Genomic DNA, 18,359 nt, shown 5'->3' with positions numbered 1-18,359 from the left:
AACTATGAAACTATTACACACGATTCATGAATACCAACAAACGAAACCAACACAGCCAGCATTTGTTTCTCAGCATGCTTCGATCACATATGATGAGCTTTGGCATCTATCAGACCAAATGGCTGGTGCGATCGATGCAGTCGCTACAGATAGTGCACCTGTCATTGTATATGGTCATATGGAGCCAGAGATGCTCATTTCTTTCTTAGGCAGTGTGAAATCAGGTAGACCATACATTCCGGTCGACATCTCAATCCCTGCCGAGCGTATCGTCTCAATTATTGAAAGCTCAAAAGCCAGTCTGTTGATTTGTGCAAATGAGCTGAATGTACTAGATGTAGAAGAACACATTGAAGTGAAAAGTGCGGCATCTCTTTTAGCTCTTGAAAAAGAAGCACCGCCATCCTCGCAGTGGGTTCAACAGGATGATGTTTTTTACATCATTTATACGTCTGGCAGTACCGGAAAACCGAAAGGCGTTCAGGTAACAGCCAATAATTTAGAAAGCTTTACAGAGTGGATGTGCCGTGATTTCCCAATTGGCGAGGGACGCACGTTCTTAAATCAAGCACCATTTTCTTTTGACTTATCAGTGATGGATTTGTATCCAGCGCTTCAATCAGGCGGCACGCTTTACTGTTTAGTAAAAGATCTAGTGAATAAACCGAAGGATATGTTTGCAGCACTTGGTCAATCTGACGTTGAAGTGTGGACATCAACACCTTCCTTTGTGCAAATGTGCTTAATGGACCCTTCCTTTACAGGGGAGCTTTTACCAGAGTTGAAAGTTTTCTTGTTCTGCGGAGAGGCACTTCCTGTATCTGTAGCAAGTGCACTCATTGAGCGTTTTCCAAAGGCGCAGGTCTTTAATACGTATGGTCCGACTGAAGCAACTGTTGCGATCACATCGATTGAAGTCACGCAGGCCATTCTTGATCAGCACGATTCTTTACCAGTTGGCTATGCCAAACCGGATACAGATATCGTTATTTTAGATGAAGAAGGCAATGCACTTCCTGATGGTGAAAAAGGGGAAATTGTCATCGTGGGGCCAAGCGTCACGAGAGGCTACTTAGGTGAACAAGCCTTAACGGATAAAGTGTTCTTTGAATACGAAGGACGCCCTGCTTACCGTACAGGTGACGCAGGTGTGACGCAGGATGGTTTGATTACGTGTCACGGTCGTCTGGACTATCAAATTAAGCTGCATGGATACCGGATGGAGCTTGAAGAAATTGAATATCATGTGGGCGAGACAACGTATGTCAATGCTTGTGTGATTGTGCCGTTCCAGCCAAACGGTCATGTGGAGTATTTGATTGCAGCCATTGTCCCAGCAGCGCATTCATTTGAAAAAGAATATCAGCTGACAAGTGCGATTAAGAAAGAAATGGCGGATTCACTGCCAGCGTACATGATTCCAAGAAAGTTTGTCTATCTTGAGCAGCTATACATGACGCCAAACGGGAAGGTTGACCGTAAAAGAATCGCGAAAGAGGTTCTTCTATGATTCCGTTTAGTTCATTCTTTTTCTTCATTCTAATTGGTGTTCTTCTTTTGCCGACGATCATTCTTGGTCTTCGCGGCAAAAGAATGCAGGGCTACAACATGTTTGCAACGGTTGTGGCACTCGCCCTTATTTTCTCTAAGGATGCACATGGCGCGCTGCTACTCTTCTTGTTTACAGTGTGGCAAGTCTTGATCATCCGCCTGTACCTTTCGTACCGGTTGAAAGCGAACAGGGCGTCTGTCTTCTATATGGCAGTGGTGGCATCGATTTTGCCGCTTGTGCTATCAAAGGTTTTACCGTTCTTTTTAACTCATCAGCCGCATCAACCGCCGCCAATGAACTGGCTGAGCTTTTTAGGGATCTCGTACTTAACATTTAAAGGTGTTCAGTTAATTATCGAGACAAGAGACGGCTTGATTAAGAAGAAAATGCCGATTCATCGTTTGGTCTATTTCATTGTCTTTTTCCCGACGATTTCATCAGGTCCGATTGATCGTTACCGCCGGTTTGAAAAGGATATGGATACGCCCCCTGAAAAGGAAGCGTACAGTGATCTTCTATACGCCGGTATTCATAAAATTTTTATCGGCTTCTTATACAAGTTCATTATTGGTTATCTGATTCACACGTATATTCTCATGAATATTCATCACATTAGCAGCAGTCACTTTGTTCAACAGTTAACATATATGTATGCGTACAGTATGTATTTGTTCTTTGACTTTGCTGGTTATACAGCATTTGCTGTTGGTGTGAGTTATATGATGGGCATTAAATCACCAGAAAACTTTAACAAACCGTTTATCAGCCGGAACATTAAAGACTTCTGGAATCGCTGGCACATGTCCCTGTCCTTCTGGTTCAGAGACTACGTGTTTATGAGATTTGTGTTCTTTATGACAAAAAAGAAGTGGATCAAGAACCGTATGGCAGTATCAAATATTGGGTACTTTGTCCTCTTTCTATTGATGGGTGCTTGGCATGGTCTAGCACTTCAATATATTATTTACGGACTATATCACGCAGTTGTAATGTCCGGTTACAATTTATTCGAGAAATGGAATAAAAAACACAAGTGGTGGCCGGATAATAAGGTCACAATGGTTGTGTCGATCATTATTACATTCCATGTGATTTGTTTCGGATTTTATATTTTTTCAGGAAAACCATTTCATCATTAATGATTAAGGGAGTAGAAAATTATGGAATTTAAAAATCAAGTATACGGTATTATTGCAGAGGTTTGTCAGGATGACGTTGTGAAAGAAAATCCAGAGATTGCAATTTTTGACGAAGGTCTTCTAGATTCATTTGGTACAGTAGAACTGCTTATGGCAATCGAAAGTCAACTTGGAATTACTGTTCCGATTACAGAGTTTGATCGTGATGTGTGGGATACACCGAATCACATTGCTGAGCAGCTGGCAGAGATGAAGTAATGAAAAAGCGTTTTTTTGGGCCGCTTATTTTAGCGGCTGTTCTATTCATTGGTGTTCTTCTTGTACCAAATGCATGGCTCTCACATCTGATCCCAAAAGATAAATTACAAAAGTCAGCCACAGAATTAGATCCGGGGATGTTTCAAGGGCTTTATTTACAAGACGAAATGCTAAAAGATCCAACTTATTTGCCGATCTATGGATCTTCTGAACTATCACGTTTTGATCCATATCACCCTTCAAATTTCTTTCATGAGAATCCTCAAGGGTTTACACCTTATCTTATTGGAAAAGGTGGATCGCAATCATTAATTCATGCGATGAACTTTGCAGCGCATATGGATGAATTAAAAGGGAAGAAGCTTGTATTTATCGTGTCTCCGCAGTGGTTTGTAAAATGGGGATCTGACGAAAATCACTTTGCACCGAACTATTCAGCGCTTCAAGCACTGAATCTCGCTTATAATAAAGAAATTGATCCAGCTGTGAAAAAAGAACTGATCAAGAGAATCATGACGTTTAAAGCAGTAAAGAACGACATGGTCATCACAGAGCTTTTTAAAGCAGAGCTTTCTGGGAACAAATTCGCTTATGGCGCGATTTCTCCTATTGCAAAAATGTATTATGGCATGCTTCAAAAGAAAGACATGTACTATACAATTGGATCGGGGCATGAACGTAAGCTTCAACCGTCTCCATCAGTCAAAGGAAAAACATGGACTGAGCTTGAAAAAGAAGCAAGTGTCTTAGGTGCGGAAAAAGCAGGGAACAACCCATTTTATATTAATCAAAAACTGTTTGACCGCAAGCTGAAACCGATCATGAAAAAAATGAAAGATTCCCGTGAAGGTCATTCTTATGCGGAATCACCAGAATACAAAGATTTTCAAATCATGCTGGATATTTTAAAACAGGCAGGGGCAAAGCCTTTGTTTGTGACGATTCCTGTTAACGGAAAATGGTATGATTATACCGGTTTTCCGAAAGAGGGACGTACAGAGTATTATGAGAAAATCAATCGTCAAATACGCGATAACGGGTATGAAGTCGCAGATTTGACTAAGCATGAGTACGATCCTTATTTCTTTAAAGATACGATTCATGTGTCTTATAAAGGATGGGTGTACATCGATAAGGCAATCGAAAAGTTTTACAAAGAGCAGTAGAATGCAGCAGCTTTCTGCTGCTTTTTGTTTGTCGAATTGGCGAATATCTTGTATAACGAAGGGAAAAGGGCTATGCTGTAAATGGAGGCGATACAATGAATCGTTCTGAGAAAAAAGAACTATTGAAGCGTTCAAAGAAGCATTTTAATGATCATGCCTTTTGGGAAAAGTTAAAAAAGACGGCACAAAAAGCTGGTGTCTCACTTGTCTATGTTGTGCTATTACTTTACTATACATTGCAAAAACCTGAAGTGCCTGTCAAAGCGAAGACCCTTATTATTGGGGCACTCGGATACTTTATCCTTCCAATTGACCTCATTCCCGATACAATGATTGGTGTAGGCTATACAGATGATTTAGGAGCGATCACATTTGCTCTGATTCAAGTAGCGGTCTACATTGATGATGATGTGAAAGGAAAAGCGAAGGACAGGCTGTCAAAATGGTTCGGTGAAAAAACCGATACGTCTCTGATTGATCAAAAGCTTGAAGATGGCGGGATGCCGTCTACACGCTGAAAAGAAGACAAAGGGCTAAAATCAAGATCATTTTAGCCCTTTGTCAACAATATGAAGCCTCCACAGTTGGAGGCTTTTTTTCATTATCCTAAAAATTTCACGCAAACTGGATGAGGGACTGAGATGTCTGATTGTAAAACAGTGAGTCGTCCTGTTTCTTTGTCGCGTTTGTATAACACTAGGTTGCTAGACTCTTGGTTTGAACCGACGAGGAATTCTTCAGTTGGATCAAGCACAAAGTCTCTAGGCCAGTTTCCTTCAGAAGAAGCAATCTCGACAAGACTTAATTGGCCGTCAGCGTCTGTTTTAAAAATCGCAATGCTGTCATGTCCGCGATTTCCTGCATAAACAAATTGGCCGTCTGAAGAGACGTGAATGGCACTGCCTTGATTGTTCTCTGTAAAGTCGCTTGGAATGGTTGCGATCGTTTGAATCTCTTCGAAATGACCATCTTCAAAGTAACGAAGCACAATCACCTCTGAGCTTAGCTCTGTCATCACATATGCCACAGGTTTCGTTGGATGGAATGTAATATGGCGAGGCCCGGTGCCTGGTTTTGTTTCAAATGTATGAGCAAGCTCGAGTTTGCCGTTTTCTTTCTTATACGTATAAATGCCATCTGTCCCAAGGTCAACAGCCACTGCAAATTGTTCATCTGGTGTCAGACCCATAAAATGAGTGTGCGGTTTTTCCTGACGATCTTCGTTAGGGCCAGTTCCTTCATGCTGCGCCTGTGACAGCGTGCGAATCACTGAGCCATTTTTAGCATCGATTTCATACATCTCTGCTGTTCCTTTATGATAGTTTGCTGTAAAAGCTGTTTTTGTTTGACTGTCCACGCTGACGTGACAAGGAGAAGCGCCTTCGGCAAGTTCTTGGTTGATGAAACGAAGTGTGCCGGTTTCAGCATCGATTTGATAAGCAGCCACGCCGCCCTGTGATCCTTCTTTCACAACAGCATACACAAATTTTTGAGAATCTGAGACGGTTAAATATGTAGGATTTTCAAGTTCAGCAGCCACTTCTACTTGTTCGATCTGCTGCTTGTCCGTATTTAATGTAAAAGTATAAATGCCTTTACTGTCTCCCTTTGTATACGTTCCGATATAACCTCTGATGTTAGCCATGTATTGCCCTCCTTCTATAAGATGCTCTCATTCTATCATAAATTCATAGGAAAACGCTTTAGAAAGGCATACCGAAAGAAAATCAAAAGCGCTGGAATCTACCAGTCTTCATGAAAAATAATGTGAAAAAATATGACAAACGTTTTCTCAAATGAAAAGCGTTCAGGTAAAGTAAATCAATTGAAGAAAAAATACAAAAAATTTTAAGTTTTTTTCATTCCTTGTCTAGCAAAGGTGTAAGCGTATACATTTAATTTTGATTAGTCTAAATTGTCTAATAATTTTAAAAATGCTGTTGACACTGTATGGAAAGCGGCGTAAGATGGGTTCAACAAAAGCTAAACAAACACGCAGAGCAAGCGTGAGGCGCTTTAATATAAAGTGTCTGAAAATTCAACTACTTTTTGTTTGAAAGAGAGGGTGCTCACTGAAAATGGAAGACCAAAAGGAACAGTGGATCTTTTTAAACGATGAACTCGTGAAAAAAGAGGATGCGAAAATTTCAGTTTATGATCATGGCTTCTTATACGGTGACGGTGTGTTCGAAGGGATACGCGTGTATAACGGAAATATCTTTCGAATGAAAGAACATTTAGACCGCCTGTATGATTCCGCCAGATCGATTATGCTGAACATTCCATATTCACTTGAGGAACTCACGGAAAAAATGATTCATACAGTTGAAAGGAACGGACTGAAGGATGCCTATATCCGTCTTGTTGTCTCAAGAGGAGCTGGTGATCTTGGTTTAGATCCAAACAACTGCGGGAGAGCCAACACAGTGATCATTGTAGAGCCGCTGGCCATCTTTCCAAAGCACCTATATGAAACAGGTATTGATATTGTGACGGTACCGACGAGGCGAAATCGTCCCGATGTACTGAGTCCAAAAGTGAAATCATTAAATTATTTGAATAACATCCTTGTCCGAATCGAAGCCCATATGGCCGGTGTGAGTGAAGCACTGATGCTGAACGATCAAGGGTACGTGGCAGAAGGTTCTGCAGACAATGTGTTTATTTATAAAAAAGGTAAGCTCTATACACCGCCAGGTTATATCGGCGCTCTTGAAGGCATCACAAGAAATGCCATCATGGAGATTGCAGAAGACTTAGGCTATGAAGTGAAAGAAGAACCATTCACAAGGCACGATGTGTATACAGCAGAAGAAGTTTTTCTAACTGGAACCGCAGCCGAAGTGATTGCCGTTGTAAAGGTTGACGGCCGTACAATCGGTGAAGGGAAACCTGGGGTTCACACAAACAAACTTCTTGAACAATTCCGCAAGCGAGTCGTTAAAGAAGGAGAAAAAGTCGTTTTTACAGATGAAAACATTCACGCAAGCTAAATAGATATCGATAAACGTTGAAGAGGACTAGTAGTTTTAGAGTCAGTATCTACAGAGAGCCGGTGGTAGCTGGAAACCGGTGTTACTTTCTAAAGTGAACTCACCTCTGAGTGTCTGCTTGAAATGATAGTAGGGCAGACCGAGTGACATTGCTCACTCGTTACCAAAATGGATGAAAGATGTCCATGAGACGGCAGCAGATGTTGCCGTGAACAAGGGTGGTACCGCGAAAAACAAAGCTTTTTCGCCCCTTTGACCTAGTGAAAAGTAGTGTCATTGTGGGGTGAGAAGGCTTTTTTATATGGTTAAAATCTCGATCTTGAATAGAAAAGGGTGAAAAAACTTGACTGAAGCAAGACAAAGAGGAGGAAATCAAATGGGGACAAATGTACAAGTGGAGACGGAAACATCTAAAGCACCACAAACGATGAACGGTGCACTCATGCTAATTGAAGCACTCAAAAGAGAAAAAGTAGAAGTCATTTTCGGATATCCAGGCGGAGCGGTTTTACCGATCTACGATAAAATTTATGATTCTGGTTTATTTCATGTCCTGCCAAGGCATGAGCAGGGAGCGATTCATGCAGCAGAAGGATACGCTAGAGTATCTGGTAAACCGGGTGTTGTCATTGCTACATCAGGACCAGGAGCGACAAACCTAGTCACAGGAATTGCAGATGCGATGATTGATTCACTTCCTCTTGTTGTCTTCACAGGACAGGTGGCAACCTCAGTCATTGGATCAGACGCTTTCCAGGAAGCAGACGTGCTCGGCATCACAATGCCTATCACAAAGCACAGCTATCAGGTGAGAAATCCAGAGGAATTACCGGGTGTCATTAAAGAAGCATTCCACATCGCAACGACAGGGAGACCTGGCCCAGTCTTGATTGATATTCCAAAAGATGTGGCAGGCATTGAAGGAACGTTTGAATACGATCAGCCAATTGATTTACCTGGTTATCAGCCAAAAGTAGAGCCAAACTATTTGCAAATTCGCAAATTAGTAGAAGCTGTCAGTAGAGCGAAGAAACCGGTCATTCTAGCAGGAGCTGGCGTTCTTCATGGCAAAGCATCTGAAGAGTTAAGGCAGTATGTAGAGCAGCAGCAAATTCCAGTCGCTCATACACTGCTAGGACTTGGCGGCTTCCCGGCAAAGCATCCTCTTTTCCTAGGGATGGCTGGTATGCATGGCACATATGCAGCGAACATGGCTCTTCATCAATGTGATTTGCTCATTTCAATTGGTGCGAGATTCGATGACAGGGTAACTGGCAATCTCAATCACTTTGCGAAACATGCGAAGGTAGCACATATCGATATCGACCCAGCAGAAATTGGCAAGAACATTCATACCCATATCCCGGTTGTTGGAGACAGTAAGCTAGTCCTTGAAGAGCTGATTAAGCAAGACGGGAAGCAAGGAGAGTCAGACGAATGGAAAAACCAACTAGATCAGTGGAAGGAAGAATATCCACTCTGGTACGTTGAAAACGAAGCAGAGGGTTTTAAACCTCAAAAGCTGATTGAATACATTCATCAATTCACAAAAGGTGAAGCCATTGTGGCAACTGATGTTGGACAGCATCAAATGTGGGCAGCGCAGTTCTACCCGTTTGAAAATGCTGATAAGTGGGTCACATCTGGTGGCCTTGGTACAATGGGCTTCGGTTTACCGGCAGCCATCGGCGCTCAGCTAGCTGATCAAGAGGCAACCGTTGTAGCGATTTTAGGAGACGGAGGTTTCCAAATGACCCTGCAAGAACTTGCCGTTATCCGTGAGCTGAACCTTCCAGTCAAAGTGATTGTGCTCAATAATCACTGCCTTGGAATGGTAAGACAATGGCAAGAAATTTTCTACGAAGAACGCTACTCACATTCTAAATTTTCAGAGCAGCCAGACTTCGTCAAATTATCTGAAGCTTATGGCATTAAAGGAATCAGAATCTCATCAGACGAAGAGGCGAAAGAAAAGCTTGAAGAAGCGCTAACCTCTAGAGAGCCTGTTTTCATCGATGTCAATGTAGCGAGAGATGAAAAAGTATTCCCGATGGTAGCACCGGGGAAAGGACTTCATGAGATGGTGGGGGTGAAACCTTGAAAAGAATTATTGTGTTGACTGTATTAAATCGATCAGGCGTACTGAACAGAATCACAGGCCTCTTTACTAAAAGACACTACAACATTGAAAGCATTACGGTCGGCCATTCTGAGATTCAAGATGTATCACGCATCACGTTCGTCGTCCATGTAGACCAAGAGAAAGACATCGAACAGCTGACAAAACAGCTGAACAAACAAATCGATGTTCTGAAAGTAACAGACATTACAAACCAATCAATCGTTCAGCGAGAGCTGGCTTTGATAAAAGTCGTATCTGCACCAGCATCTAGAATGGAGATCACGGGGGTCATTGAACCATTTAGAGCTTCTATTGTAGATGTGAGCAGAGAGAGTGTCGTCATTCAGGTGACAGGTGAGTCTTCAAAAATTGAAGCACTCATTGAATTACTTAAGCCATACGGCATTAAAGAAGTCGCCAGAACTGGCACCACGGCCTTTGCGAGAGATAATCAGCAAAAGCCGCAACAAAATAAAACAATTTCAATTGTCTAAACAAAAGGAGAGAGTCAAATGGTAAAAGTATATTATAACGGTGATATTCAAGAAAACGTATTAAATGGTCAAAAGGTTGCCATCATTGGATATGGATCACAAGGTCATGCACATGCATTGAACTTAAAAGAAAGCGGCGTAGATGTCATCGTCGGCGTGAGAAAAGGCGGATCTTATACAAAAGCACAAGAAGACGGCCATCAAGTATTCACAGTAAAAGAAGCGGCAGCACAAGCAGACATCGTCATGGTACTACTTCCAGATGAGCAGCAAAAGAAAGTATATGACGAAGAAATCAAAGATCAATTAGAAGCAGGCAACTCACTTGTATTCGCACACGGATTCAACGTTCATTTCCATCAAATCGTTCCTCCAAGTGACGTAGATGTGTATCTTGTGGCTCCAAAAGGTCCAGGACATCTTGTGAGAAGAACATATGAGCAAGGCGCTGGTGTACCTGCACTATTTGCCATCTATCAAGATGTATCTGGTCAAGCGAAAGATAAAGCACTTGCTTATGCAAAAGCAATTGGTGGAGCAAGAGCGGGCGTTCTTGAAACAACATTTAAAGAAGAAACGGAAACGGATCTATTCGGTGAGCAAGCAGTCCTTTGCGGGGGTCTTACTTCACTAGTAAAAGCAGGATTTGAAACATTAACAGAAGCTGGTTATCAGCCAGAGCTTGCATACTTCGAGTGTCTACATGAACTGAAACTGATCGTTGACCTTATGTACGAAGAAGGATTAGAAGGCATGAGATATTCAATCTCTGATACAGCACAATGGGGTGACTTCGTATCAGGACCACGCGTTGTGGATGCAAACGTAAAAGAATCGATGAAAGCCGTCTTGACTGATATCCAAAACGGAACATTTGCAAAAGAATGGATTGTTGAAAACCAAGTGAATCGTCCACGTTTCAATGCGATCAATGCTAATGAAAATGAGCACCAAATTGAAATCGTCGGAAGAAAGCTTCGTGAAATGATGCCTTTCGTCAAACAAGGAAAGAAAAAGGAAGCGGTGAGCATCGGTGCGGAAAATTAATTTTTTTGACACAACACTTCGAGATGGAGAGCAATCACCAGGAGTGAACTTAAATGCACAAGAAAAGCTAATCATTGCAAAGCAGCTTGAGCGCCTTGGGGTTAATATCATTGAAGCGGGTTTTCCCGCTTCATCCCGAGGGGATTTCTTAGGCGTACAAGAAATTGCTAGAACGATCAAAAATTGTTCAGTTGCTGGTCTTGCGAGATGTGTAAAAGGTGACATTGATGCTGCATGGGAAGCGTTAAAAGATGGAGTGGGACCAAGAATTCATATCTTTATCGCTACTTCTGATATTCACTTGGAGCATAAACTAAAGAAAACACGTGAAGAGGTCGTAGAACAGGCTGTCTCCATGGTGAAATACGCGAAGGAACGTTTTCCAGTTGTCCAGTGGTCAGCAGAAGATGCATGTCGTACAGATCTTGCTTTCTTAGCAGAAATTGTAGAGAAGGTCATTGACGCTGGAGCGAGTGTCATTAACTTGCCAGATACAGTTGGATACTTAGCGCCAAAAGAGTATGGCAATATCTTTAAATATATGAAGGAACACGTTCCAAATATCGACCGCGTCAACTTGTCTGCTCACTGTCATGATGATCTAGGGATGGCTGTAGCAAACTCACTTGCAGCCATTGAAAATGGAGCAAATCAAATTGAAACGGCTGTTAACGGAATTGGAGAACGTGCAGGAAATGCCGCTTTAGAAGAAATTGCAGTCGCTCTTCATATTCGAAAAGACTTCTACCAGGTCGAATCAACGATTCAATTGAATGAAATTAAGCGTACAAGTGATGTAGTGAGCAAATACTCAGGAATGATTGTACCGCGCAATAAAGCTGTCGTTGGTAACAACGCTTTTGCACATGAATCAGGTATTCACCAAGATGGTTTCCTCAAAGAAAAAACAACCTATGAAATCATATCTCCAGAGCTTGTCGGTGTGACAACAGATGTACTTGTCCTTGGGAAACACTCCGGAAGACATGCGTTTAAAGACCGCATGAAAACGTTAGGTTTTAAACTAACAGAAGAAGAAATCAATAAGTTCTTCGAAACCTTCAAGAATTTGACGGAGAAGAAAAAAGAAATTACAGATGATGATTTGATTTCTATTATATTGGAAGAAAAAGTAGCAGACCGAAAAATTGGCTACGAATTTGAAAGTCTTCAAGTGCATTATGGAACAGAACAGATGCCGACAGCAACGGTCTCTCTGAAAAATCAAGAAACGCAAGAAGTTATTCAAGAAGCAGCTACAGGCGCAGGCAGTGTAGAAGCTGTGTACAACACACTGGAGCGCTGTATGGAGGAAAGAATTCATTTGCTAGACTACCGTATTCAATCAAATGGAAAAGGCAGAGATGCACTAGCGGAAGTATATGTGAATGTTTCAATAGAAGGAAAAGAAACAGCTGGACGCGGTGTAGCGCAAGATGTGCTGGAAGCATCGGCGAAAGCCTACGTCAATGCAGTAAACAGGCATTTAATCTTTAAATCAAATCTCATTGAAATTGAGAAACATCACGCGATCTCATAGGAAAGGAGGTAGGTCCTCATGAAAAAGAAAATTGCACTTTTGCCCGGCGATGGAATCGGACCGGAAGTTGTGACATCAGCGGTCGCTGTCCTCAAAGAGACAGCGGCTCAATTTAGGCACGAATTCGAATTCGAAACGGCGCTCATTGGTGGTATCGCAATAGATGAAAAAAACAATCCGCTCCCAAAAGAAACGGTTGATGTCTGCAAGAGCGCGGATGCGATTTTATTAGGAGCAGTCGGCGGACCGAAATGGGATCAAAACCCACCAGAGCTTCGTCCGGAAAAAGGCTTGCTCGCCATCCGCAAACAATTGGACTTATTTGCTAATATTCGTCCTGTCAAAGTGTTCGATAGCTTAAGCGAGGCGTCACCGTTAAAACAGGATCACATTAACGGAGTCGATTTTGTCATCGTTCGTGAATTAACAGGCGGTCTCTATTTTGGTGAACCAAGCGAGCGCTATACAGATGAAGAAGGAAAAGAAGCTGCGGTTGATACGCTTCTTTATACAAAGGAAGAGATTGTCCGTGTACTAAAAGAAGCATTCGACATGGCGTTAACGAGACGGAAAAAAGTAACGTCTGTGGATAAAGCGAATGTTCTGGCTTCTAGTAAACTATGGCGGGATGCGGTAGAAGAAGTGGCTTCTCAATATCCAGACGTTGAATTTGAGCACATGCTCGTTGATAATGCCGCCATGCAGCTGATTTATAAGCCTGCACAATTTGATGTCATTGTGACAGAGAATATGTTTGGTGACATCTTAAGTGACGAGGCTTCAATGATTACTGGATCACTCGGTATGCTGCCATCTGCTAGTCTATCAAGCACCGGCCTTCATTTATATGAGCCGATTCATGGATCAGCACCCGATATTGCGGGGCAAAACGTCGCAAACCCTCTGGCAACTATTTTGTCGGCAGCAAGCTTGCTTAGAACATCCTTTGCATTAGAAGATGAAGCGGCTGCCATAGAAGAAGCTGTGGAAGCTGTTCTTGCCTCTGGCAAAAGAACAAAGGATTTATCGGCAAAAGAGGGAACGTATCAAACAACTGAAGACATCACTCATGCAGTTGTAGATGCACTCAAGCAGCGCGCGAAAACAATTGTATAAATAGAATCTTGTGGAATTAGGTAGAGGGAGGAAAAGGGTTATGCCTCGAACAATCATCGAAAAAATATGGGATCAGCACGTTGTCAAAAGCGGCGAGGGGAAACCAGACCTTTTATATATTGATCTGCACTTGGTGCATGAAGTGACATCGCCTCAAGCGTTTGAAGGATTAAGACAAAAAGGGCGCAAGGTGAGAAGACCTCAAAATACGTTTGCGACGATGGATCACAACATCCCGACTGTGAATCGATTTGTGATCAAAGATGAGGTTGCTAAAAAACAAGTGAGTGCTCTAGAGCGCAACTGTGCTGAATTTGGTGTCCGTCTAGCTGACCTTCACAGTGTAGACCAAGGAATCGTCCATGTCGTTGGACCAGAGCTTGGTTTGACACTTCCGGGAAAAACAATCGTTTGCGGAGATAGTCATACATCCACTCATGGCGCATTTGGCGCACTTGCTTTTGGCATCGGTACAAGTGAGGTTGAACATGTACTATCCACACAAACACTTTGGCAGCAGCGTCCGAAAACATTAGAAATTAGAGTAGACGGAAAGCTGCAAAAAGGGGTAACGGCCAAAGATGTCATTTTAGCAGTCATTGGTGCGCATGGCGTGAAGTTCGGATCAGGTTATGTCATTGAATACACTGGGGAAGTATTTAGAAACATGACGATGGATGAACGTATGACCGTTTGTAATATGTCGATTGAAGCAGGCGCAAGAGCAGGGTTGATTGCACCTGATGAAGTCACCTTTGAATATTGCCGTGGCCGCAAGTATGCACCGCAGGGAGAAGACTTCGAAGCAGCGATTAAAGAATGGGAAGAACTTAAAACAGATCCGGGTGCAACCTATGATAAAACGATTGTTTTAGATGGGAATGAGATTTCACCAATGGTCACATGGGGAATTAACCCAGGAATGGTGCTGCCTGTAGATGCATCCATCCCAGGACCTGATGATTTTGCGCAAGAGGATGACCAAAAAGAAGCGATTCGTGCGTACGAATACATGGGGGTTCATCCGCATCAGCGTATTGAAGATATTACGATTGAGCATGTGTTTATTGGCTCATGTACGAACTCAAGAATGACTGATTTACGCCAAGCAGCTTCTATGATAGAAGGACAAAAGGTAGCTGATCATGTCAGAGCGATTGTCGTGCCTGGCTCTCAAAGCGTCAAATTGCAAGCAGAAGAAGAAGGTCTTCATGAAATCTTCCTTGAAGCAGGATTTGAATGGAGAGAATCTGGCTGCAGTATGTGTCTAAGCATGAATAACGATGTGGTACCAGAAGGCGAACGCTGCGCATCCACATCAAACCGTAACTTTGAGGGTCGTCAAGGAAAAGGTGCGAGAACGCATCTTGTCAGCCCGGCAATGGCCGCAATGGCTGCAATACATGGCCGATTTGTCGATGTCAGGAAGTTTAATCAAGAGAAAACAGTCGTGTAAGGAGTTGTCATAGATGGAGCCTTTAGTCACACACAAAGGAAAAGCCGCTGTGCTTAACCGTATCAACGTAGATACAGATCAAATTATTCCGAAGCAATTTTTGAAAAGAATTGAACGAACAGGATATGGCCGGTTTGCCTTTTTCGACTGGCGGTATTTAGCCGATGGCAGCCCAAATCCTGATTTCGAACTGAATCAGCCGATTTATGAAGGTTCATCCATTTTGATCGCAGGAGAAAACTTTGGCTGCGGATCATCAAGGGAACATGCTCCTTGGGCACTTGATGATTATGGTTTCAAAATTGTCATCGCACCATCATTCGCAGATATTTTTCACCAAAACTGTTTTAAAAATGGGATGCTTCCGATTCGTCTTGATTATGATGTGTGGAAAACATTCGCTGCGTCATATGAGAACAAAGGGTATGAGATGACGGTTGATCTTGAAAAACAGCAAATAGAAGATCACGAAGGGAATATCACTCCTTTTGATGTGGATTCTCACTGGAGAGAAATGCTCCTGAATGGCTATGATGAGATCTCATTAACTTTACTACTAGAAGATGACATTCAAGCATTTGAAGATAAGCGCAGCAGCTGGCTGCGTGCGTAAACAAAAAGAAGCCGTCCGCCCGAGGTGTGACGGCTTCTTTTTTGCATGAAAACCTCTCGTTACTTGTGTTTACTAACCTTCGTTGGTAAACTGATAAAAAATATGCGCCCGAAAGGAACGTAAGCATGAAACATGACAAGAAGAAAGATAATGTCATTTTGTTTCCTGGTCTGAAAGAAAGACTGATTGAAAAAGGAATGGCAGCATTAAAAGATAAACAGTATCAAGAGGCACTTCACTTGTTTTCAGAAGCAAAATCTTATGATGACGATGAAGAATCCGATATTCATCTCGGTATGGCGATTTGTTTTCTGGAGCTGGGCGAGCTGCAGGATGCAAAGCGTGTGTGTGAAAAGATGCTGCATGAAGGATATGGTCATTACTTCACCGTGCTTCAAGTGTATATGACAATCTTAATTCAGCTGAAAGAATATGAAGAAGTGAAGCAGACAATTGAAGCAGTACTTGAGGAAAACCACCTTCCAGCAGAAAGCGCGGAGCATTTTTACAAGCTGCTCGAATTTAGTAGAAAAATGATCGAATCGCCTGAACAGATTTTAGATGAAGATGAAGAGGACGGCAGTGAAATCAATATAGATGATCTGCTCGAGCGTCCAGAGGAGCAGGTGCAGTTCATCCATTCGCTGAAAGACCGAAACATCACGCCGCACATGGGTCTATTAAATACGATCCTACAAAAGCCTGATGGAAACCCTTTGGTCAAATCATTGATTCTGCAGCTTCTGTCAGATCATGATGTGGCAAAGCCGGTTCATGTGACGAAGTTCGGTGATTCTTTAACGCTTGTTCCTTCTGAGGCTGTTAAACCAGAGCAAATGCCGCTGCTTCAGCAAGTCCTTCGAAAGCTCGATGACACACTCGGCAACGAGAACCCAACCCTTTACCAAGGCGTGGAAGAGTTATGGCGCCGGCACTTATTTGTACTATATCCATTTCTTCCTAAATACACAGATCCGAATCTTTGGGCAGCAGCACTTCATAAAGTCGGCTATGAAATGCATGGGATCGAGATTGACCTCGAAGAATTGCATCTATTGTATGAATTTGATGAACGAGAGCTGAGAGAAGCTTGCACAATGCTGAAAGATATTGAAGAAATTTCTTATTTGTAATTTGTCGATTTAGTTGAAAGACGGACTTGTTATGTTATAATATAATGGTTGTATTTGTGCATATATCGTGCAGTTGTCGATTCCAATGGTTGAAAGACGATATGTATAATCAAGTCAAATGTTGTATACATAATACCGCTTCTTTAGCGGCGTGCGTGGTTTTTAATTGGACGAAGTCTTTATGATGCTTTAGAATGTAACAACGCACAATCTGAATAGATTTTTGGAGGGAAACACACATGTCAGTAAAATGGGAAAAACAAGAAGGTAACGAAGGCATCTTAACGGTAGAAGTTGATGCTGAAACATTTAACAAAGCACTTGATGATGCGTTTAAGAAAGTTGTTAAGCAAGTATCGATCCCTGGATTCCGTAAAGGGAAAGTACCACGTGGTCTTTTCGAACAGCGTTTTGGTGTAGAATCTCTTTATCAAGATGCATTAGATATTCTTCTTCCAGTTGAGTATCCAAAAGCAATCGACGAAGCTGGTATCGAGCCAGTTGACCGCCCTGAAATCGATGTTGAGAAAATCGAAAAAGGCGAAAGCTTAATCTTCACTGCAAAAGTAACAGTGAAGCCTGAAGTGAAACTTGGTGACTACAAAGGTCTTAACGTAGAAAAAGACGACGCTACTGTCACTGATGAAGATGTACAAGAAGAGTTAAAAGGCATGCAAAACCGTCAAGCTGAGCTTGTTGTCAAAGAAGAAGGCGCAATCGAAAACGGCGATACAGTTGTTCTTGATTTCGAAGGATTCGTTGATGGAGAAGCATTCGAAGGCGGAAAAGCTGAGAACTACTCTCTTGAAGTAGGTTCTAATTCATTCATCCCTGGTTTTGAAGAGCAGTTAGTTGGTCTTGAAACTGGAGCTGAAAAAGACGTAGAAGTCACTTTCCCAGAAGAATACCATGCTGAAGACCTTGCAGGTAAACCAGCTGTATTCAAAGTGAAAATTCACGAAATCAAAGCAAAAGAACTTCCAGCACTTGACGATGAGTTCGCGAAAGATGTTGATGAAGAAGTAGAAACTCTTGCTGAACTAACTGAAAAAACAAAGAAACGTCTTGAAGAAGCGAAAGAAAACGAAGCAGAAGGTAAACTTCGTGAAGAGCTAGTTGAGAAAGCTTCTGAAAATGCGGAAGTTGACATCCCACAAGCGATGGTTGACACAGAGCTAGACCGTATGATGAAAGAATTCGAACAACGCCTTCAAATGCAAGGAATGAACCTTGAGCTTTACTTCCAATTCTCAGGACAAGATGAAAATGCGCTGAAAGAGCAAATGAAAGAAGATGCTGCTAAACGCGTAAAATCTAACCTAACACTTGAAGCAATTGCTGCTGCAGAAAACGTACAAGTGTCTGATGAAGAAGTAGAAGAAGAGCTTTCAAAAATGGCTGAAGCATACAACATGCCAATTGAAAATATTAAACAAGCGATCGGATCTACTGACGCAATGAAAGAAGATCTAAAAGTTCGTAAAGCAATTGATTTTCTTGTAGAAAACCGTTAATATGGTGCATAATAATAAAACAGGGCGCGAGTGACTCGTGCCTTGTTTTGTACAATTTTTGACTTATCATCGCTTCTTTTGGAAACGATAGTGTAAGTCGCATCTTTCTGTTATACATATCTCGATGTGCAGTGTTAGAAACACATCATTACCGTCTTTTAGGAAAGTATGGTAAAATGCATACATACTGGACCCAGAAAGGTAGCTGACTGTTAG

16 protein-coding genes and 1 other annotated feature are annotated in these 18,359 nt (G+C 42.1%); of the genes, 15 read left to right on the top strand and 1 reads right to left on the bottom strand.

Going from position 1 to position 18,359, the window contains the following annotated elements; all coding sequences use genetic code 11:
• Positions 1–4 precede the first annotated feature (4 nt).
• The 5 genes from dltA (at position 5) to MHH41_RS12590 (ending at position 4,633) form a co-directional block, all read left to right on the top strand.
• The gene (dltA, locus tag MHH41_RS12610; RefSeq protein ID WP_340866412.1) at positions 5–1,510 is read left to right on the top strand and encodes a D-alanine--poly(phosphoribitol) ligase subunit DltA; all 1,506 of its coding nucleotides are present in this window, start codon (positions 5–7) and stop codon (positions 1,508–1,510) included.
• On the top strand, positions 1,507–2,691 hold the full coding sequence (dltB, locus tag MHH41_RS12605; protein WP_327839439.1) for a D-alanyl-lipoteichoic acid biosynthesis protein DltB: 1,185 nt from the start codon (positions 1,507–1,509) through the stop codon (positions 2,689–2,691). The genes dltA and dltB overlap by 4 nt, the downstream gene beginning before the upstream one ends.
• 21 nt (positions 2,692–2,712) lie before the next feature.
• A complete protein-coding gene (gene dltC, locus MHH41_RS12600) occupies positions 2,713–2,949 on the top strand; it encodes a D-alanine--poly(phosphoribitol) ligase subunit 2 (protein ID WP_003216498.1) in 237 nt (78 codons plus the stop codon).
• The gene (dltD, locus tag MHH41_RS12595) at positions 2,949–4,115 is read left to right on the top strand and encodes a D-alanyl-lipoteichoic acid biosynthesis protein DltD (RefSeq protein WP_310426460.1); all 1,167 of its coding nucleotides are present in this window, start codon (positions 2,949–2,951) and stop codon (positions 4,113–4,115) included. Before dltC ends, dltD begins: the two co-directional genes overlap by 1 nt.
• A gap of 95 nt (positions 4,116–4,210) precedes the next feature.
• Positions 4,211–4,633 (top strand): YkvA family protein, encoded by a 423-nt coding sequence (locus tag MHH41_RS12590; protein WP_340866411.1) that lies wholly within the window; start codon positions 4,211–4,213, stop codon positions 4,631–4,633.
• 83 nt (positions 4,634–4,716) lie between these two features.
• Here MHH41_RS12590 and MHH41_RS12585 read toward each other — a convergent pair whose 3' ends face one another.
• Positions 4,717–5,760, bottom strand: a complete 1,044-nt coding sequence (locus MHH41_RS12585) for a lactonase family protein (protein WP_340866410.1) — start codon at positions 5,758–5,760, stop codon at positions 4,717–4,719.
• Between the two features lie 433 nt (positions 5,761–6,193).
• On the opposite strand from MHH41_RS12585, the gene ilvE reads away from it, so the two are divergent.
• The 10 genes from ilvE to tig all read left to right on the top strand — a co-directional run bounded on the left by ilvE (position 6,194) and on the right by tig (position 18,143).
• Positions 6,194–7,108, top strand: coding sequence for a branched-chain-amino-acid transaminase (gene ilvE, locus MHH41_RS12580; RefSeq protein WP_284906786.1), 915 nt, complete (start codon positions 6,194–6,196; stop codon positions 7,106–7,108).
• A gap of 8 nt (positions 7,109–7,116) precedes the next feature.
• Positions 7,117–7,363: a binding site (T-box leader), on the top strand.
• Between the two features lie 121 nt (positions 7,364–7,484).
• Entirely contained in the window at positions 7,485–9,209 is a 1,725-nt protein-coding gene (gene ilvB / locus MHH41_RS12575; protein WP_340866409.1) for an acetolactate synthase large subunit, read from the top strand.
• A complete protein-coding gene (gene ilvN / locus MHH41_RS12570) occupies positions 9,206–9,724 on the top strand; it encodes an acetolactate synthase small subunit (protein WP_003216637.1) in 519 nt (172 codons plus the stop codon). Before ilvB ends, ilvN begins: the two co-directional genes overlap by 4 nt.
• 18 nt (positions 9,725–9,742) lie before the next feature.
• The gene (gene ilvC, locus MHH41_RS12565) at positions 9,743–10,771 is read left to right on the top strand and encodes a ketol-acid reductoisomerase (protein WP_340866408.1); all 1,029 of its coding nucleotides are present in this window, start codon (positions 9,743–9,745) and stop codon (positions 10,769–10,771) included.
• Positions 10,758–12,311 (top strand): 2-isopropylmalate synthase, encoded by a 1,554-nt coding sequence (locus MHH41_RS12560; protein ID WP_340866407.1) that lies wholly within the window; start codon positions 10,758–10,760, stop codon positions 12,309–12,311. The genes ilvC and MHH41_RS12560 overlap by 14 nt, the downstream gene beginning before the upstream one ends.
• A gap of 18 nt (positions 12,312–12,329) precedes the next feature.
• On the top strand, positions 12,330–13,427 hold the full coding sequence (gene leuB, locus MHH41_RS12555; RefSeq protein ID WP_003216515.1) for a 3-isopropylmalate dehydrogenase: 1,098 nt from the start codon (positions 12,330–12,332) through the stop codon (positions 13,425–13,427).
• Between the two features lie 40 nt (positions 13,428–13,467).
• Positions 13,468–14,883: a 3-isopropylmalate dehydratase large subunit gene (leuC, locus tag MHH41_RS12550; protein WP_003216723.1), complete on the top strand. Its 1,416-nt coding sequence runs from the start codon at positions 13,468–13,470 to the stop codon at positions 14,881–14,883.
• Positions 14,884–14,896: 13 nt separating this feature from the next.
• Positions 14,897–15,496 (top strand): 3-isopropylmalate dehydratase small subunit, encoded by a 600-nt coding sequence (gene leuD / locus MHH41_RS12545; RefSeq protein WP_340866406.1) that lies wholly within the window; start codon positions 14,897–14,899, stop codon positions 15,494–15,496.
• A 125-nt stretch (positions 15,497–15,621) separates the two neighbouring features.
• Positions 15,622–16,629 (top strand): DNA damage checkpoint antagonist DdcA, encoded by a 1,008-nt coding sequence (ddcA, locus tag MHH41_RS12540; RefSeq protein ID WP_050943638.1) that lies wholly within the window; start codon positions 15,622–15,624, stop codon positions 16,627–16,629.
• 239 nt (positions 16,630–16,868) lie between these two features.
• Positions 16,869–18,143, top strand: a complete 1,275-nt coding sequence (tig, locus tag MHH41_RS12535) for a trigger factor (protein ID WP_226803790.1) — start codon at positions 16,869–16,871, stop codon at positions 18,141–18,143.
• Positions 18,144–18,359: the final 216 nt, after the last annotated feature.

Source organism: Bacillus sp. FSL K6-1145 (assembly GCF_038003425.1).
Taxonomy (GTDB): domain Bacteria; phylum Bacillota; class Bacilli; order Bacillales; family Bacillaceae; genus Bacillus; species Bacillus pumilus.
This window is presented reverse-complemented; position numbering and strand designations above follow the sequence as displayed.

What these genes read in the sequence shown, in the direction of transcription:
- MHH41_RS12585 (WP_340866410.1), bottom strand. Translation starts at nt 5,760, where the DNA reads ATGGCTAACATCAGAGGTTATATCGGAACGTATACAAAGGGAGACAGT.
- ilvE (WP_284906786.1), top strand. Translation starts at nt 6,194, where the DNA reads ATGGAAGACCAAAAGGAACAGTGGATCTTTTTAAACGATGAACTCGTG.
- tig (WP_226803790.1), top strand. Translation starts at nt 16,869, where the DNA reads ATGTCAGTAAAATGGGAAAAACAAGAAGGTAACGAAGGCATCTTAACG.
- leuC (WP_003216723.1), top strand. Translation starts at nt 13,468, where the DNA reads ATGCCTCGAACAATCATCGAAAAAATATGGGATCAGCACGTTGTCAAA.
- dltD (WP_310426460.1), top strand. Translation starts at nt 2,949, where the DNA reads ATGAAAAAGCGTTTTTTTGGGCCGCTTATTTTAGCGGCTGTTCTATTC.
- ilvB (WP_340866409.1), top strand. Translation starts at nt 7,485, where the DNA reads ATGGGGACAAATGTACAAGTGGAGACGGAAACATCTAAAGCACCACAA.
- leuD (WP_340866406.1), top strand. Translation starts at nt 14,897, where the DNA reads ATGGAGCCTTTAGTCACACACAAAGGAAAAGCCGCTGTGCTTAACCGT.
- dltB (WP_327839439.1), top strand. Translation starts at nt 1,507, where the DNA reads ATGATTCCGTTTAGTTCATTCTTTTTCTTCATTCTAATTGGTGTTCTT.
- ilvC (WP_340866408.1), top strand. Translation starts at nt 9,743, where the DNA reads ATGGTAAAAGTATATTATAACGGTGATATTCAAGAAAACGTATTAAAT.
- leuB (WP_003216515.1), top strand. Translation starts at nt 12,330, where the DNA reads ATGAAAAAGAAAATTGCACTTTTGCCCGGCGATGGAATCGGACCGGAA.
- dltA (WP_340866412.1), top strand. Translation starts at nt 5, where the DNA reads ATGAAACTATTACACACGATTCATGAATACCAACAAACGAAACCAACA.
- ddcA (WP_050943638.1), top strand. Translation starts at nt 15,622, where the DNA reads ATGAAACATGACAAGAAGAAAGATAATGTCATTTTGTTTCCTGGTCTG.
- dltC (WP_003216498.1), top strand. Translation starts at nt 2,713, where the DNA reads ATGGAATTTAAAAATCAAGTATACGGTATTATTGCAGAGGTTTGTCAG.
- MHH41_RS12590 (WP_340866411.1), top strand. Translation starts at nt 4,211, where the DNA reads ATGAATCGTTCTGAGAAAAAAGAACTATTGAAGCGTTCAAAGAAGCAT.